Origin of the sequence: Pseudoalteromonas sp. Ld20 (assembly GCF_045064175.1) — a bacterium.
Lineage (GTDB): Bacteria > Pseudomonadota > Gammaproteobacteria > Enterobacterales > Alteromonadaceae > Pseudoalteromonas > Pseudoalteromonas neustonica.
In genome coordinates, this window is the sequence record NZ_JBISHB010000044.1 from 23,433 (window position 1) to 40,164 (window position 16,732).

Below are 16,732 nucleotides of genomic sequence, written 5' to 3' on the forward strand. Positions count from 1 at the left end.
ATAATTTAAGTAACATTTTTCACCAAGGTTAAGGGGTGAAGCGATCACCCCAAGGTTACAAACTTTATTGTCTCTACACAACCTAACAATACTGCCCTGCTGCGAAGCCGCAGCTCCATGCGTATTGGAAGTTATAACCGCCTAGCCAACCTGTTACGTCGGTGACTTCGCCTATAAAATACAGGCCTTGGGCTTTTTTAGCTTCGAAGGTTTTTGAGCTGAGTTCGTCGGTGTCTACGCCGCCTAGGGTCACTTCGGCGGTGCGGTAGCCTTCGGTGCCGTTGGGTTTAATTTGCCAGTTATGAATGTAATTAGCTAGCTCGTCAATTTGGCTGTGGGTGAGCTGGTTTACGTTACAATCTGGGATCGCTTTACTCTCATGTAATATTTCAATAAAGCGCTTTGGTAAAATAGTCGCGAGGCTGTTTTTTAATGATTTTTGTGCTTGGGTTTCTCGCCATGTTGCTAATTGCTCTTTTAAATCAAGCTCTGGTAATAAGTTAATTGTGACCGCCTGCCCTGCACGCCAAAACGAGCTAATTTGTAAAATAGCAGGGCCTGATAAACCACGGTGAGTAAACAGGATATTTTCTTTAAAGCGAGTGCCGTCTTCACTACTCACAACACAAGGAATACTGATACCTGAGAGCCCTTCAAAGCGATCTTTGTCATGTTGATGCAACGTAAATGGCACTAACGCTGCCATGGTTGGTAAAATATTTAAGCCAAACTGCTCAGCAATTTTATACCCTACTGGCGTTGCACCTAGCTTTGGCATGGTTAAGCCACCAGCGGCGACCACTAGCGATTCACACGTATATGATTGTTGCTCGGTGATCACGAGATAGCCGCTATCCGTTTTTTCTACGTTCAGCACTTCGTTACGCAACGCAACATTAACACCCGCCCACTCGCATTCGGACAATAAAATATTAACAATGTCTTGGGCGCTGTTATCACAAAATAACTGGCCTAGGGTTTTATGGTGATACGCTAAACCATGGCGCTCTACCAGCTCAATAAAGTCATGCTGGGTATAACGACTTAAACACGATTTTACAAAATGCGGGTTACCACATAGGTAGTTTTCTGGGCTGGCGTTTTCGTTAGTAAAGTTACAACGCCCGCCACCACTAATGAGAATTTTACGACCGGGCTTTTTACCCATATCAAGTACTGTAACACTGCGGCCACGGTAACCTGCTTGCGCTGCACACATCAATCCTGCGGCACCGGCGCCTATTACAATTACATCTACTTGGGTCATTTGTTAATCTCATTAAAAAATTTGGCTAATTATAACAAGTTTCACACCTCAGCGGAGAACTTTGATTGTTTTTATAACAGCAACAAATGTAACTGATACAATATAATAAAAATAAAAAACCAGCACTTTATAATTAAATACTAGGCTAAAAATCAATTAGATAAGTAAATTTGGCCATTTAAACATCTCCATATAACCAAAGTAGAGACATACATAACAAAACGTTATTTTAACCTTTTTAACATATAATTTACCTTTGTACCACTTCGCGACATCTCATTGCGAAGAAACCAATAACAATCTAGGGATAATTATGACAACAAGTACAACATTTAAAAAATGCGCTGTAGCCCTCACTTTGGGTACACTTTTCGCTGCATCATCAAGCATGGCTAATCCAAGTCAGGTAATCATGCCATCAATGGCTGACACAACAGCTAAGCTTCAAGGGCAAAGTGCACTTGGTACTCGCTTTATCATTAAATATAAAAATAACAGTAATGATATGGCTACTTTCTCGATTGCTGACGCAAGCCCACAAATGATGAACCAAAAAGCGCAAGGTTTTGTGAGTGCATTTACAAGTAAGAAAGCTAAAGTAAAGGCGCAATATGTTCGCCCAATGGCATTAAGTAATCATCACGTTATGCGTGTAGACAAAAACCTTAACGCTGATGAAACACAAGAATTCATGCAAGAGATGATTGCATCTGGCAATGTTGAATACATCGAAATTGACCAAATGTTACAGCCGTTTGCTACGCCTAACGATCCGCGTTACAACGATCAATGGCATTATTATGAGCAAGCGGGTGGTCTTAACTTACCAACAGCATGGGATACTGCAACAGGTAGCGGTGTAGTCGTTGCTGTACTTGATACTGGTTATCGTCCACATGTTGATTTAAATGCCAATCTTTTACCTGGCTATGACATGATCTCAGATACGTTTGTAGCTAACGATGGTGGCGCACGTGATAGCGATGCGCGCGATCCGGGTGATGCAACTAATACTGGTGAATGTGGCACAAATCAATTGGGCCAACCAGTTCCAGCATCTAACCAAAACTCTAGCTGGCATGGAACTCATGTTGCGGGTACTGTTGCCGCTGTAACTAATAATGGCGAAGGTGTTGCTGGTGTTGCGTATGATTCTAAAGTTGTGCCTGTACGTGTACTTGGTAAGTGTGGTGGTTTAACGTCTGATATCGCCGACGGTATTATTTGGGCATCAGGTGGTTCTGTATCCGGCGTACCGAGTAACGCAAACCCAGCTGATGTAATTAATATGAGTTTAGGCGGCGCGGGTTCTTGTAGTTCAACAACTCAGTCTGCAATCAATCAAGCTCGTGGCAATGGTACTGTAATTGTTATTGCAGCAGGTAATGATAACGATAACTCTGCAAACTATAACCCTGGTAACTGTAGTGGTGTTGTTAATGTGGCATCGGTTGGCCGTAATGGTGGCCGTGCTTACTATTCAAACTATGGTGCTAACATTGATGTTGCAGCACCGGGTGGCGCGCAAAGCTTTGCTAATGATTCTGAAGGTGTGCTTTCAACGCATAACTCAGGTTCATCTAGCCCAACGGGTGACAGCTATCATTACTCACAAGGTACATCAATGGCGGCACCTCACGTTGCCGGTGTTGCTGCACTTATCAAGCAAGCTAAACCAAATGCAACGCCTGATGAAATTGAAAGCATCTTAAAATCAACAACACGTTCATTTGCTGCAACATGTAATAACTGTGGTACAGGTATTGTTGATGCCGCTGCGGCCGTTACTGCTGCGTCAGGTGGTACTACACCACCACCAGGTGGTAATGAACTTGCTGATGGCCAAGCAAAAACGGGGTTAAGCGGCGCTGCAAATAGCGAAACTTTTTACACAATGACTGTACCAAGTGGTGCTACAAACGTGACCTTTACAATGAGCGGTGGTTCAGGTGATGCTGATATGTATGTGCGTGCAGGCAGCAAACCAACGTCATCAACTTACGATTGTCGCCCATACAAAGGGGGCAACAGTGAAGAGTGCTCTATCGATAACCCTACCGCTGGGACTTATCATGTAATGCTACGCGGTTACTCTGCTTACTCTGCTGTTAGTTTAGTGGGTAATCTAACCACTTCAGGCGGTGGCACGGGTGCACCACAAGCTGGCGGCGGCACTGTTGCTGACATTTCAGCAAGTGCAGGTCAATGGAAACATTATACGCTAGATGTACCAGCAGGTATGGCAAGCTTTACAGTGACTATGTCTGGTGGTACTGGTGATGCGGATTTATTTGTTAAAGCTGGTAGCCGACCAACAACGTCTAGCTATGATTGTCGTCCGTACAAAAATGGTAACGCTGAAACATGTACCTTTACTAATCCACAAGCTGGAACATGGCATTTAAGTGCTAATGCGTATAGTACATTTTCAGGTGTTACTATCGACGCTCAGTACAAGCCATAAAGTATAGCGTGAGTAAAAATCACGCTTACTAACTTAGCCAGTTCCCCTGGTAATTTTTAGCCGAACGAGAGTTCGGCTTTTTTAGTTTAGCTTTATTCTTCAAGTTTAAAGTTCAGCAAGTACCGCTTCAGCTCTACTTACTACAAACTCTTTACCTTGCTCAACAAATAGACCTGTCACTTTTTGGTCATCAACAATCATTGCGTAACGCGTTGATCTAACACCACCAAAACCGGCTGTATCTTTATCTAAACCAAGTGCTTTTGTAAAGCTGGCATCGCCATCAGCTAGCATTTCAATTTCTTGTGCGTTATGCGCTTCGCCCCATGCTTTCATTACAAATGCATCGTTCACTGATACGCAGTAAATAGCATCCACGCCGTTGGCTTTGATTTTATCAGCAAGCGTAATAAACTCTGGTAAATGTGCATTTGAACACGTGGGTGTAAACGCGCCAGGCACTGCAAATAACACTACTTTTTTACCCGCAAACAACGTTTCGTTGGTCAGCGTTTGCATGCCGTCTTCGGTTAATTGTGTAAGGCTAACCGCTGGTAATGTTTGGTTTTGAGAAATCATGGTATTTCCTTTTAAATTGACTCTGGATTCATTGCGACTAAAAGTATCACAAAAGCAAAATCAACCCTACCATCATAACCCCAAGCTACCACGGATTGTTTGCATCTGTTGTTGCAAGCGTTGGTGAATGTCGCTCACTAAGTTGCTTGATTCACTCACTTGCCCTTTCATGCTTTGCATTGATTGACTAAAATTATCTAATAGTGAGTTTTGCTGCTTTGCTAATTCCATTGCATCAAATGCCACTTTATTTGCATCTTGTGCGCTACTTGCCACTCCTTCTGAGTTGCGTTTAAGATCTTGAGCATTACTTGTTTGCAATTGGGCATCATCTGCCAGCGCCGAAATTTGAGTTGAGACCATGGTGGAATTTTCACTTAATAGGTTCAACTGATTATTTATATCACTCAATGAGCCTTGTGTTTGCCGTGCTAACTTACGCACTTCGTCAGCCACAACCGCAAATCCCCGGCCATGTTCCCCTGCTCGTGCTGATTCAATGGCAGCATTAAGTGCAAGTAAATTAGTTTGATCAGCAATGTTCCGAATAACCTCTATAATTTGGCCTACATCTTGTACGCCACTTAATAGCTCTTGTAGGCTATGTAAACCTTGCCCTACGCGTTCTTGTGTATGCGAGCTTGCACTTAGCATATTTTCTGCAAACCCTAAGCTTTTATCCATTGCTGAGAAAGTATGCTTGGCGTTATCTGCAACTTGACCATTAATAGCATTTACCTGCTCACCTATTTGTTGAATATCAGCCAGTAAACTTTGATTTTGCTCCACTTGATGATGACTAGCATCTGTTTGCTGACTAATCGTGTGTAAATGCACACTCATTTCTTGCATAAAATCGTTAACAACCTTGAGCATTTGTGCCCGCTCTTGCGCTTCAATACGTTGCTGTTCAATTAGTTGGTTAAAATAATTAGCGATTTCACCGACTTCGGTTTTTGGATTTTTACTTTCAATATTTTTTAATTCATTGCTTTCAATCAAAAATGCAAACCCATCTCGTAATTGGCGTAACGGCGTTAATACTTGGTTACGCTGCACAACGTATACACCCACTGCAAGTATCACTAACATGCCTATCGCAACACAAAACACCACTAATACTTGTTGCTTTAAAATACCTTGCTCGGCTTTAAGTTGTTGCTCTGCATTTATGACTGTGCCAGACAATATACTGATTTGCTTACGTAAAGCATGTATACCAACTTGACGCTGCTGAGCCTGATCTATGGTATTAGCTAAATCACGCGGATAACGATTAGGCCAACTACTTAACTCTGCTTTTATCTCATCAGCTAAATCTTCAGCTTCTTCATCTATAAATAAACTGTCTTCATCAACGTCACTCATCACACCTAAATTTTCAAGGCTTTCAATTTGCTGTGCTAAGTGGTTTAAGTTGTTTACGCTTTGCTGTAAGTTTTTTTGGGTATCTTGATCAAAATTAAGGATCAATTGATAAGTAAAAAGCGACAAGGTTGTGACTTCGCTGTAATAATCACTGGCGAGTTGGTAATAAGTGTGTGTATTCGTATTTTGCTGTGCAGACTTGTTAGCATAACTAATTAGTGAAGATGCTGATCCAGCCATTTGCCTCAAGGCATTATCCAGCAATGCGGTTTCATTACCTGAAAGTTTACCAAGAGCGCGGTATTTGCCTTTTATATCTGTATCAAGTTGGCTCAGTTGTGAGTTTAACTGCTGCTTTAAAATCGTGGGTAAAATGGTGAGTTGAGTGTTTTTTAACTCTGTAATTAAATCAGATGCTTGCCCCAAATATTGGCTATCACCTTGGTCTAAATAATCTTCTAACAAGCTTTCAAGATCAATTAATATACTATTTTTTAGCTGGTTATATGATTGATCTTGGTGCTCTAATTTAACTAAGGTTTGACTTGCCCAATATAAAGTACCGCCTAAAAGTAAACTGGCGAGCGCCAACAAAATAGCTAATAAACGAGTAAATGATGACACGCGCATGAGTTGATTCCTCTGAATGACTGCGCGCTTACACTATTAACTATTTATGACAGTTTAATGAAAAACCACTAAAACACATAAATTAATGGGGACAAAAACATTTAATAAGAAAAAAGACTTACACCATTGCCGCTTTTACATAAACATCAAAGCGGTTCTTTTTCGTTTTAATTTGCATGCTGGGGGTTTTGTTGTTCAAAAATGGCGCGTAATCGGGACGCTTAACTACAACGCGCTTACTGGCAAGAGGATATGCAAATTCAAGTAAGTCATCAGCATCGTTGTCTGCTCCTACTAAGTCTTGAAATACCCGCATTTCTTTTTTTACTAATGCAGACTTTTCACGATGCGGAAACATAGGATCAAGGTAAACCACATCGGGCATACTTTCACACTGGGCCAATAATGTATGACTAGAGCCAAACACTAAGCTCATGTTTTCTTTCATCCATGGGCCTATTTCAATGTCGTTATAAGCACGCTCTAAGCCATCATAAAGTAATGCGGCAACAACTGGATGGCGTTCATGCAAAATCACTTTACAGCCTAAAGATGCTAAAACAAAACCATCGCGGCCAAGCCCTGCTGTTGCATCAAGTACAACTGGTGTGGCGCCTTTATTTAGCCCTACCGCTTTAGCAATTGATTGACCTTTACCACCCCCAAACTTGCGCCTATGGGCAACCGCTCCGGTCACAAAGTCAACGCTTATCGCGCCAAGCTTTGGCTCATCTGTTTTACGAAGTGTTAAACCATCTTCACCATAATGAAGTGAAAAACCAGACGTTTCTGCAGCCCATTTTTCAAGCCCAAAGCGCTGCTCAATACCAGTAAGATAATGACGTAATTCTTTAAAAGGACACTGTATAACCAAAATAAACTCCGACCGTAAATAGCTCGCGAAGTATATCAACTGCAAAGCGCTATAGCACTAAAATAGCTCAATATCAGTTTGTGACGTAATATTATCTGTAAACTCTGGTGTGGCTATTTTACTTAAGCTATCAATTAATTCAGTACGTGAGTCAATAATATGGTTAAGCTGATATTTTACAAATCCTAAATCATCATTGAGTGATGCAAACAATAACTGTGTTTTTTCTAACTGTTCAACATTAAGGGCTAACGCTTGATTATTGGCTAGCTCCGGATATTGCTGCATGGTTTTACGAATTTCTGACAATTGCTCTGTCATTTGATCCACAGCCTGCTCTCGGGTATCACTGTTTGCAAACATTAACTCTGATAGCTCTGAAAAGGCATTGCCTACGTTATGCGCTTGCGAAAGTGCTTTTTCGTTTACTTCCATATCTTGAATTTTAGCGTTAGTAACCTCTAAAAGGTGCGGGAATAAATCCTTATAGCGGCCATAAAGTGCTACATCACTCAAAGGCATATTTTTAATTAAAATAGATACTTTAGGGAAATTAATAATTGTACAACTGCTAAAATCAACAAATCGGTTAGCATAACGATGCTTTTCTAGTAGCTCTTGCTCTAATGGGCAAACACAGCCATCTGTAGTACAAAAAACGCCTATTTCCTGATACCAAAAAGCAACAATAACCTCAAGATCTAGGGGTTTAAAAAATTCGAAAAAATACTCAGATAAAGTTTGTATATCATGGGCATGATAACTTTGCCCAACATAGCGCATTATTCGCCCCATATCGCCTGAATCTGTCATCGCTATTTCAGCAGTGATCTCCGCTTTTTTAATATCATCTTTTAGCTTATTTGAATGCTGACGATACTCATAAAGCACTTGTATTCGGGCCATTAATTCTTGTGCGTTAAAAGGCTTGACGATGTAATCTGCAGCGCCGGCGTTATACCCTTTAACACGCTCGGGCAATTCACTTTTTCCTGATAAAAACATCACGGGCGTGTCTTTGGTTTGGTCACTATTTTTTAATTCAGTACAGACTTGATAACCTGATTTACCAGGCATTTCAACATCGAGTAAAATAATATCTGGGTTGTATTTTAATGCTAACCTTAATCCTTCCTCGCCATTTTTTGCATGAATTAATTTACAAAACCCTGCTAATGATTCTTCAATGACATGGTGAACGTATTTATCATCGTCAATCGCTAATACCAGTTTTGTCATGCTCCATTCCCTTTTAATGAATTACTTAAAAAAGCATAGTACGGAGGGATTATTTTGCGACAATTTATTACTCTAAATAGTAAAAAAGCGCCATAAGGCGCTTTTTTACTTAAAAACTGACTATGCAGTAATGCCGCTATGGCGCAATAATGCGTCTATATTTGGCTCACGGCCTCGGAAGTTTTTAAATAATTCCATTGGTTCTTCGCTGCCGCCTTTTTCTAAAATATGCTGCATAAAGGCTTTACCTGTTTCAGCGTTAAAAATTCCCTCTTCTTCAAACTTAGAAAAAGCATCAGCTGACAATACTTCGGCCCATTTATATGAGTAATAACCTGCGCTATAACCACCTGCAAATATGTGACTAAAGCCATGCTGAAAACGATTAAACGCGGGTGGTTTAACAACTGCAGTATGATCTCGCACTTTATCTAAAGATGCTTGAATTTGGCATTCACCTCCTGCTTGATAATCATTGTGGATTCTAAAATCAAACAGTGAAAGCTCTATCTGACGCAGCATTTGCATGCCTGAGTTATAGTTTTTAGCCGCAAGCAGCTTATCAAGTAACTCTTTTGGTAATGGCTCACCTGTTTCAAAATGGCCTGAAATAAAATTAAGTGCTTGTTCTTCAAAACACCAATTTTCTAAAAACTGACTTGGTAGCTCAACAGCATCCCATGCAACACCATTAATTCCTGCCACAGGCGCGGCATCAATTTGGGTTAGCATGTGGTGAATACCGTGACCAAACTCATGGAACAAGGTTGTTACTTCGTCATGCGTAAACAGTGCAGGCTTATCACCCACCGCTTTATTAAAGTTACACACTAAGTAGGCAACCGGTGTTTGTAGTTCGCCATTGGCACGGATTTTACGGCCCATGCAATCGTCCATCCATGCGCCACCACGTTTATGATCACGCGCGTATAAATCTAAGTAAAAACGGCCACGTAACGTATTGCTACTGTCGTAAACTTCAAAAAAGCGTACATCTTTGTGATAAGTATCAATGTCATTCAGCTCTTTTACAGTAATACCAAATAAACGGTTTACTGTTTCAAATAAGCCACCTAGCACTTTATCTGCAGGGAAATAAGGACGCAGTACTTCGTCTGAAATTGCGTATTTTTCTTGTTTTAGTTTTTCACCATAATAAGCGTAATCCCATGCCGATAACTGCTCTATAGCGTGTTTTTCTTTTGCGAATGTTTGTAGCTCAGCCAACTCTTGTTTTGCTTGTGGCTTGGATTTAACCGCTAAGTCTTCTAAAAATGAGAATACTTGCTCTGGTGTTTCAGCCATTTTTGTTGCCAGTGATTTTTCAGCATAACTTGCAAAGCCTAACAACTGCGATATTTCATGACGTAGCGCTAGCTCTTCACTCATAATCGCTGAGTTATCAAACTCCTCAGCATTCGGACCTTGGTCAGATGCGCGCGTTACAAATGCCGTATACGCTTCTTCACGAAGCTCACGATTATCGGCGTACATCATAATAGGTAGGTAAGATGGGAAATCTAAAGTAAACACCCAACCGTCTAATTCTTTATTTTTTGCAGTTTCTGCTGCCAACGCTAATGCTGACTCTGGTAAACCAGCTAATTCGCTTTCATCTGTTATGTGCTTTTGCCAAGCAAGTGTGGCGTCCATAACGTTATTGCCAAATTTTGCTGCTAATTCAGATAAACGCGCACTGATTTCGCCGTAACGCTTTTGCTGCTCTGGCGCTAATGCAATACCTGATAACTCAAAGTCGCGCAGTGCATTAGTGATCGATTTTTGTTGAGCTGTCGTTAAGCTTTTAAATTCATCGCTATTGTGCAATGCATTATATGCCTCATAGAGGCCTTGATGCTGGCCCACAAAGGTAGAATACTCTGAAATAATCGGTAAACATTGCTCATACGCTTCGCGAAGTGCATCGCTGTTTAATACTGAATTTAGGTGTGATACCGGTGAAAAAACACGTGACAGTTTGTCATCAACTTCTTCTAGTGGCAGTACCAAGTCATTCCATGTAAATGATTTATTAGCTAACACGTCGTCTATTTTTGTACGGCATTGTTCTATTGCGTGTTTTAGCGCTGGGACAACATGCTCAGGTTTAATTTTTGAAAATGGCGGTAAGCCTTCAAGGCCTACGAGTGGGTTATTTGTTAAATCGGTCATGTTAGCTCTCAAATCATTGCGAATATCATTTTGAAGTTGGGGCGAACTGATGAAATACAAGGGGCTTTTAACAGGTCTTCCTTGTGCTATCATCACGTTAATATGATCATTTCATCTTTGAGGACTAACTATGGCTCAGCATTTTGACTACATTGCAATTGGCGGCGGAAGCGGCGGGATCGGTTCAGCTAACCGTGCGGCAATGCGCGGCGCAAACGTTGCATTAATTGAAGCAAAACATATGGGTGGCACCTGCGTAAACGTAGGCTGTGTACCAAAAAAAGTAATGTGGCATGGCGCTCAAATTGCTGAAGCAATTAATTTATATGCTCCTGATTACGGTTTTAATGTTGAAGTAAAAGATTTTAACTGGAGTAAATTAGTTGAAAGTCGCGAAGCTTATATTGGTCGTATTCACAAAGGGTATGATAATGGCCTAGCGAAAAACGGGGTTACTGTAATAAAAGGTTTTGCTAAATTTATTGATAGTAAAACCGTTGAAGTAGATGGCGAACTATACACAGCTGATCATATTTTAATTGCCGTAGGCGGTCGCCCTAGCATTCCAAATATTCCAGGTGCTGAACACGGCATTGATTCAAATGGCTTTTTTGAGCTGAACGAGCAACCAAAACGCGTTGCTGTTGTGGGCGCTGGTTATATTGCCGTTGAGATCGCAGGCGTACTACATAGCCTAGGCACTGAAACTCATTTATTTGTTCGTAAAAGTAAACCACTGCGCACCTTTGACCCATACATCATCGACACACTGGTTGATATTATGGCTAAAGAAGGCCCTACGCTGCATACCGAATGCTCACCAAAAGAAGTGGTTAAAGAAAGCGATGGTAGCTTAACCATTCACTTTGAAAATGGTTATAGCCAAAACGTTGACCAAGTAATTTGGGCAATTGGCCGCCAGCCAACAACCGATAAAATTAACCTTGCAGCTGCTGGTGTTGAAGTAAACGAAAGCGGTTTTGTTAAAGTTGATGAATACCAAAATACCACAGCAAAAAATGTTTATGCTGTAGGCGATATCATCGAAGGCGGCATTGAGCTTACTCCTGTTGCAGTAAAAGCAGGGCGTACACTGTCAGAGCGGTTGTTTAATAAAGACATGCCAGATGATCTGAAAATGGATTACAGCTTAGTGCCTACCGTGGTATTTAGTCATCCGCCGATTGGAACGATAGGTTTAACTGAGCAAGAAGCGATTTCACAGTACGGTGCAGAAAACGTTAAGGTTTATAAATCAAGCTTTGCTGCTATGTACACCGCCGTTACTCAGCACCGCCAAGCATGTAACATGATGCTAGTATGCGCAGGCCCTGACGAGAAAGTTGTAGGCTTACACGGCTTAGGCTTTGCGGTTGATGAAATGATCCAAGGTTTTGCGGTAGCCATGAAAATGGGCGCTACCAAAGCTGATTTTGACGCCGTTGTAGCACTACATCCAACGGGCTCAGAGGAATTTGTGACGATGAGATAAGCCCTGCGCTTATTAACATAAAAAACCCCTTAGGATTAATTTTCTAAGGGGTTTTTTGTTGTTATTAATGTTAAATTACAGCCATTGTAAAAAGTGCGATGCTTTCATTGTGTTTCATAAAGCGCCCACTATGATAATGCTAAATTTATTCAGCCTATTAGGAAGTTATGATCAAAGATATACTACTACATCCATTTCTTATTTCATTGATAATGCTAACAATTGCATTCATCCTAAAAATGCTTGTTGATAAGTTAGCGCGAAATCGTGCTGAGAAAAAAGAAAAAGACATTCGCTACATTGCACACAACATTAAGCATTTTATTAATTTTGTGATGGTGTTATCACTGCTGTTTGTTTGGTCAACTGAAATACAAAACTTTGCGCTGTCTATTGCTGCATTTGCTGTTGCGATTGTACTTGCTACGCGAGAGTTTATTCAATGTGTGATTGGCTTTTTCTACTTGGTAACAACACGCCCCTTTCGAATCGGCGATTGGATCCAAGTTGGTGAGTATTATGGTGAAGTGGCTGAAACTGATTGGATCAAAACTACTATGCATGAAATTGATATGCACACCTATCAATTTTCCAGAAAAACCATATATATACCAAATAATAAACTGATCACCAGCCCAATTAAAAATTTAAACTTTGTAAAGCGCTTCGCAACACACCACTTTACTATTATCCGTAAAGAAAGCTTTAATCCTTATCCAATTTATGAAAATTTAATGGATGAAGCCAAACGCCATTGTGAAGAATTTGAAGAAGTAGCAAGCCGTTATAATTCAATTATTGAGAGAAAGCTGGATGCTAAAATTTCAGGCCCCGCGCCTGAAATTCATTTTGGCACCACTGAAATAGGTGAGTTTAAAGCAAGCTTTACGCTATTTTGCCCAACAGACAAGGCGCTTCAAATAGAGCATAAACTAACAGAGTGCTTTATGACGCTGTGGTATAACGAGGCAAAAAAACAAGAGACTCGAGGCTAGCCTCTGTAAATCTTTGCGAAGTAATATTTGCAGCGGCATGTTTATTTTTCAGCCAAAGTAGAGCTTAATATTCTCTTGAATTTAGGCCTTAAAATAATACACTTGGTACACATCGCTTTTAAACTTGGTGTGTACCAAGGTTTTTATAGTTCATAGTCAATATGAACTGACGGTAGCTTATTTAACAGTGGAATAAGCGCACGCTCCCTTCTTAAATCATTGCGCTCATCATCAAGATCTCTTTGCTCGTTAATTAGTACTGCACGTTCGTTACTCGATATATTTGCAGCGCTTAATTCGCTTCTGATTACTTCAAGTCGTCTGTTTATTGTGTCTAGCCGATTTTTTATTTCGGTTTTTCTTACTTCGACTTGGTAACGATCATTGCCCTCTTCCCACGCCTTTCGAAATTGTTTGCTGTTGCATACACCATTAAATGACTCACCACGAATACCCACTGCAAAGCCGTTTTCAGGTTTACAATAATATCGCAAGCCATTGTCATAACCTTCTTTATACTGTGCAACGTCAGGTGAAATACCAAACTCCTGACAGGCTGTTACGGTATCAACACCTTGGCTGTAAGTTTTTCCTGATTGGCCATGATCATAGCCAAGCTGCTGCCAATTCGCGTATGCGCACTCTTCTTGCGATAGGCTTGTACAGCCGCTAAGAGTAATAAGGGCTAGGCTAAAAACACATTTTTTAATCATAAAAAATAACATCTGTTTTCATTTGAATATGCAAGCATACTATTCCTTCTTTAGGGCCATATCAATAGGCCCTAAAGCTGCGTATGTTTACTCTATCATTCAGTGCTATTTCATCAGTCGTTAAATTTTCTGGCTGGATTAGTCGGCACCTGTGTTTGTTGCATGATCCATTTTGCTATATTGTCTTTACGCATAAACTTAACACCTTGATGCTGTTTGGCGTACAGAATAAAGTCATCAAGTGCTTTAACTCTCGCAGGCGTCCCAGCAACACGGTCATGCGCACTTATCGACATAATTCGCCGTCTTGTTTTACCTTCGCTATAAAGTACATCAAACTCATCTTTTAGTTCTTGTAAATAGGCTTTACTTGTCATCGCTGTGCTGCCCGAGTAACGCACAATATCGTTATTTCTAAAGGTATAAGGCACCACAACAAAAGGCTTACCATTTACAGGCGTATACGATGGTTCATCACGAGATAAGTCGTCAATGTGATAAATAAAGCCTAAATTTTGTAATATGGATAATGTGTTTTTTGAGTGTCGCATCCAAAAAGCATTAAAACCAACAGGGCGAGTGCCCGTTATTTTCTCAATTATATTGGCGCTTTTTATATATGAAGCACGCTCTTGCTCTGCTGTCATTGAATATTGCGGGGTCCACGCTTGACCATGACCAGATGCTTCATGCCCTCTTGTAACAACTTCTTTGGCTAACATAGGATTTAACTCAACAGCCCTGCCCACCATGTGCGACGTTACTTTGATATTATGCTTATCCCATAAGTCGAGCAACCGTGGAATCCCCTCGTTCATACCATATTGAAACCATGTTGGGGAAATAGTATCGTGATAGCCCACCTCTATTTGAGGAAATGGTCCAGCATCAGTCGCATCCTGTGCGGTGGCTTCAAATTGCATTGAAATAGAGATCACTAGCTGTGCATTATCTGGCCAAAACTCTGATTTTTCAGATAGCTGTTCAGCGCTAGTTGGTAAACTGCCAAGTAATACGGTTAAACACGTAAACAGAGATAATATTTTCATCTGTATATCCTAAGTTAATTAACGCGGACCTGCCGCCACCGTGATACTCGCTGTACCTAGGGCATGCTGGTGTATGAAAAACCCTATTAATGCACTCGTTGCCCCCTTTGGTACATCAAGCTTTTCAACATCCAATGCATATACTTTATAAGTGTAATTATGCTTTCTTCCTTCTGGTGGACAAGGGCCAAAGTAGCCAGCTTTGCCCATATCAGTATTGCCTTCAACAGCACCAAGTGGTAATGACTTGGATGCAATTGAGCTCGTATTTGCTGGAATATCGTACACTACCCAATGCCAAAACCCGCTGCCTGTCGGTGCATCATTGTCATAAACTGTCACTGCAAAACTTTTGGTTTTTTTAGGCGCATTTTGCCAATCAAGTTGCGGCCTAATATTGCTTCCTTGACAGCCAAAGTGGTTCCAATATTGTGCCTTCGCTATTGCCTGACCTTGCTGTAAATCAGGGCTTGATAAATTAAATTCAGCAGCAAAACTTACATTACTAAACAAACCGGTCAGTATTAATGCGGCAGCTGTTTTTGTTATATTAAACATAGGTATTCCTTGTCTTTATTTTTTAAAAGCCTGATTTATTGCTGATAAGGAAGGTAGTCGGTATAACCTACCGCTGTGCCACCAAAAAGTGTGGTATGGTCAGTAATATTGCTCAATGGCAGTTGGTGTTCAATGCGATACGGTAAATCAGGGTTCGCAATGAAACGTCGACCAAATGCAATAAAGTCAGCAAGGCCTTTATTAATAAGCTCAGCCCCTGCTTGTTCGGTGTAATTACCAGCAACCATAATAGCACCACTAAAACCGCGACGTAGTGCCTCTCTAAATTCGAGTGTCACTGTTGGCGCATCGTCCCAATCTGCTTCGGCTAGGTGAATATATGCAATGCCTATGTCATCAAATTTATTTGCCGCGAGTAAAATTGTTTCAATAGCTTCACTGTCATCCATCCCGCGCTGGGTTATAAAGGGTGCGAGCCTGATACCGACTTTGTCCGCGCCAATAGTTCCACTAATTGCAGCGATAATTTCACACGCAAAGCGTATTCTGTTTTCTTGACTGCCACCATATTCATCAAGGCGCTTGTTCGATGAGCGTCGTAAAAATTGGTCAATTAAGTAACCGTTACCACCATGTACTTCAACACCATCAAAGCCTGCTTTTATTGCATTAATAGCCGCTTGTTTATAGTCGGTCACAATTGCTTTAATTTCTAAAGTGTTAAGCGCACGTGGGGTTGGGCAATCAAGCATGCGCCCTTGTCCATCATCACCCACAACCCAAACTTGTGCATCTGGAGCCAGTGCTGATGGCGCAACAGGTAAGCCATCACTATGAAATGAAGGATGTGACATACGCCCTACATGCCACAGCTGTAAAAATATTTTTCCGCCTTCGTTGTGCACAGCTTTAGTTACGAGTTTCCAACCTTCAATTTGCTCCTGCGAGTAAATACCAGGCGTGAACGAATAGCCTTTGCCTTGCGGGCTAATTTGCGTTGCCTCTGAAATAATCAGCCCAGCACTTGCGCGTTGAGCATAGTAAGTTGCCATTAACTCAGTTGGAATATCGCCCGGTTGCGCTGTGCGTGAGCGGGTCATAGGCGCCATAACAATTCGATTATTAAGGGTTGTATCGCCAATTGTTTTAGCATCGAATAACGATTTTATAGACATAGATTTTATAGACATAATTTTCTCTCTTATTTAATAATTTACATTAGGGCGTGTTGACCTTTTGTCATAGATCTGAGCCAGTAGAATAACGCAGGAGCAGTTATCGAGCCCACTCGATTCCAAACCTCGCGTCGCGATTAAATCGCCCCTAGATTGAACAAATTTCAATCCACAAAGGTCAACACGCCCTAGGGTT

13 protein-coding genes are annotated in these 16,732 nt (G+C 41.1%); 3 read left to right on the forward strand and 10 right to left on the reverse strand.

Features of this window, described 5'->3' with window-relative positions; all coding sequences use genetic code 11:
- Nucleotides 1-82: 82 nt before the first annotated feature.
- The gene (locus ACJJVX_RS19240; protein WP_405633048.1) at nucleotides 83-1,267 is read right to left on the reverse strand and encodes an NAD(P)/FAD-dependent oxidoreductase; all 1,185 of its coding nucleotides are present in this window, start codon (nucleotides 1,265-1,267) and stop codon (nucleotides 83-85) included.
- A gap of 313 nt (nucleotides 1,268-1,580) precedes the next feature.
- Here ACJJVX_RS19240 and ACJJVX_RS19245 point away from each other — a divergent pair, with 313 nt between their 5' ends.
- Complete coding sequence (locus tag ACJJVX_RS19245) at nucleotides 1,581-3,731, forward strand: S8 family peptidase (RefSeq protein ID WP_405633051.1); 2,151 nt, start codon at nucleotides 1,581-1,583, stop codon at nucleotides 3,729-3,731.
- Between the two features lie 105 nt (nucleotides 3,732-3,836).
- Here the strand turns inward: ACJJVX_RS19245 and ACJJVX_RS19250 are convergent, their stop codons facing one another.
- From ACJJVX_RS19250 to prlC, 5 genes are all read right to left on the reverse strand, one after another.
- Nucleotides 3,837-4,310 (reverse strand): peroxiredoxin, encoded by a 474-nt coding sequence (locus tag ACJJVX_RS19250; RefSeq protein ID WP_054204822.1) that lies wholly within the window; start codon nucleotides 4,308-4,310, stop codon nucleotides 3,837-3,839.
- 72 nt (nucleotides 4,311-4,382) lie between these two features.
- Nucleotides 4,383-6,308 (reverse strand): methyl-accepting chemotaxis protein, encoded by a 1,926-nt coding sequence (locus ACJJVX_RS19255; protein WP_405633054.1) that lies wholly within the window; start codon nucleotides 6,306-6,308, stop codon nucleotides 4,383-4,385.
- 118 nt (nucleotides 6,309-6,426) lie between these two features.
- Nucleotides 6,427-7,182, reverse strand: a complete 756-nt coding sequence (locus ACJJVX_RS19260; RefSeq protein WP_054204824.1) for a class I SAM-dependent methyltransferase — start codon at nucleotides 7,180-7,182, stop codon at nucleotides 6,427-6,429.
- Nucleotides 7,183-7,239: 57 nt separating this feature from the next.
- Nucleotides 7,240-8,421: a PleD family two-component system response regulator gene (locus ACJJVX_RS19265; protein ID WP_054204825.1), complete on the reverse strand. Its 1,182-nt coding sequence runs from the start codon at nucleotides 8,419-8,421 to the stop codon at nucleotides 7,240-7,242.
- A gap of 120 nt (nucleotides 8,422-8,541) precedes the next feature.
- Nucleotides 8,542-10,593 carry an oligopeptidase A gene (gene prlC, locus ACJJVX_RS19270; protein ID WP_054204826.1) on the reverse strand — a complete coding sequence of 684 codons (2,052 nt, stop codon included), beginning with the start codon at nucleotides 10,591-10,593 and terminating at the stop codon, nucleotides 8,542-8,544.
- 130 nt (nucleotides 10,594-10,723) lie between these two features.
- Here prlC and gorA point away from each other — a divergent pair, with 130 nt between their 5' ends.
- Together gorA and ACJJVX_RS19280 are read left to right on the forward strand one after the other, a co-directional pair.
- The gene (gene gorA, locus ACJJVX_RS19275; protein ID WP_405633057.1) at nucleotides 10,724-12,085 is read left to right on the forward strand and encodes a glutathione-disulfide reductase; all 1,362 of its coding nucleotides are present in this window, start codon (nucleotides 10,724-10,726) and stop codon (nucleotides 12,083-12,085) included.
- A 167-nt stretch (nucleotides 12,086-12,252) separates the two neighbouring features.
- Entirely contained in the window at nucleotides 12,253-13,080 is an 828-nt protein-coding gene (locus ACJJVX_RS19280; RefSeq protein ID WP_054204828.1) for a mechanosensitive ion channel family protein, read from the forward strand.
- Between the two features lie 143 nt (nucleotides 13,081-13,223).
- On the opposite strand, the gene ACJJVX_RS19285 is transcribed toward ACJJVX_RS19280, so the two are convergent.
- The 4 genes from ACJJVX_RS19285 to ACJJVX_RS19300 form a co-directional block, all read right to left on the reverse strand.
- Nucleotides 13,224-13,793: a DUF2799 domain-containing protein gene (locus ACJJVX_RS19285; RefSeq protein ID WP_064435816.1), complete on the reverse strand. Its 570-nt coding sequence runs from the start codon at nucleotides 13,791-13,793 to the stop codon at nucleotides 13,224-13,226.
- A gap of 113 nt (nucleotides 13,794-13,906) precedes the next feature.
- The gene (locus ACJJVX_RS19290; protein WP_197279068.1) at nucleotides 13,907-14,842 is read right to left on the reverse strand and encodes a polysaccharide deacetylase family protein; all 936 of its coding nucleotides are present in this window, start codon (nucleotides 14,840-14,842) and stop codon (nucleotides 13,907-13,909) included.
- 18 nt (nucleotides 14,843-14,860) lie between these two features.
- Nucleotides 14,861-15,400 carry a YbhB/YbcL family Raf kinase inhibitor-like protein gene (locus ACJJVX_RS19295; RefSeq protein ID WP_054204830.1) on the reverse strand — a complete coding sequence of 180 codons (540 nt, stop codon included), beginning with the start codon at nucleotides 15,398-15,400 and terminating at the stop codon, nucleotides 14,861-14,863.
- A gap of 35 nt (nucleotides 15,401-15,435) precedes the next feature.
- Nucleotides 15,436-16,536, reverse strand: coding sequence for an alkene reductase (locus ACJJVX_RS19300; protein ID WP_405633181.1), 1,101 nt, complete (start codon nucleotides 16,534-16,536; stop codon nucleotides 15,436-15,438).
- Between the last annotated feature and the right edge of the window lie 196 nt (nucleotides 16,537-16,732).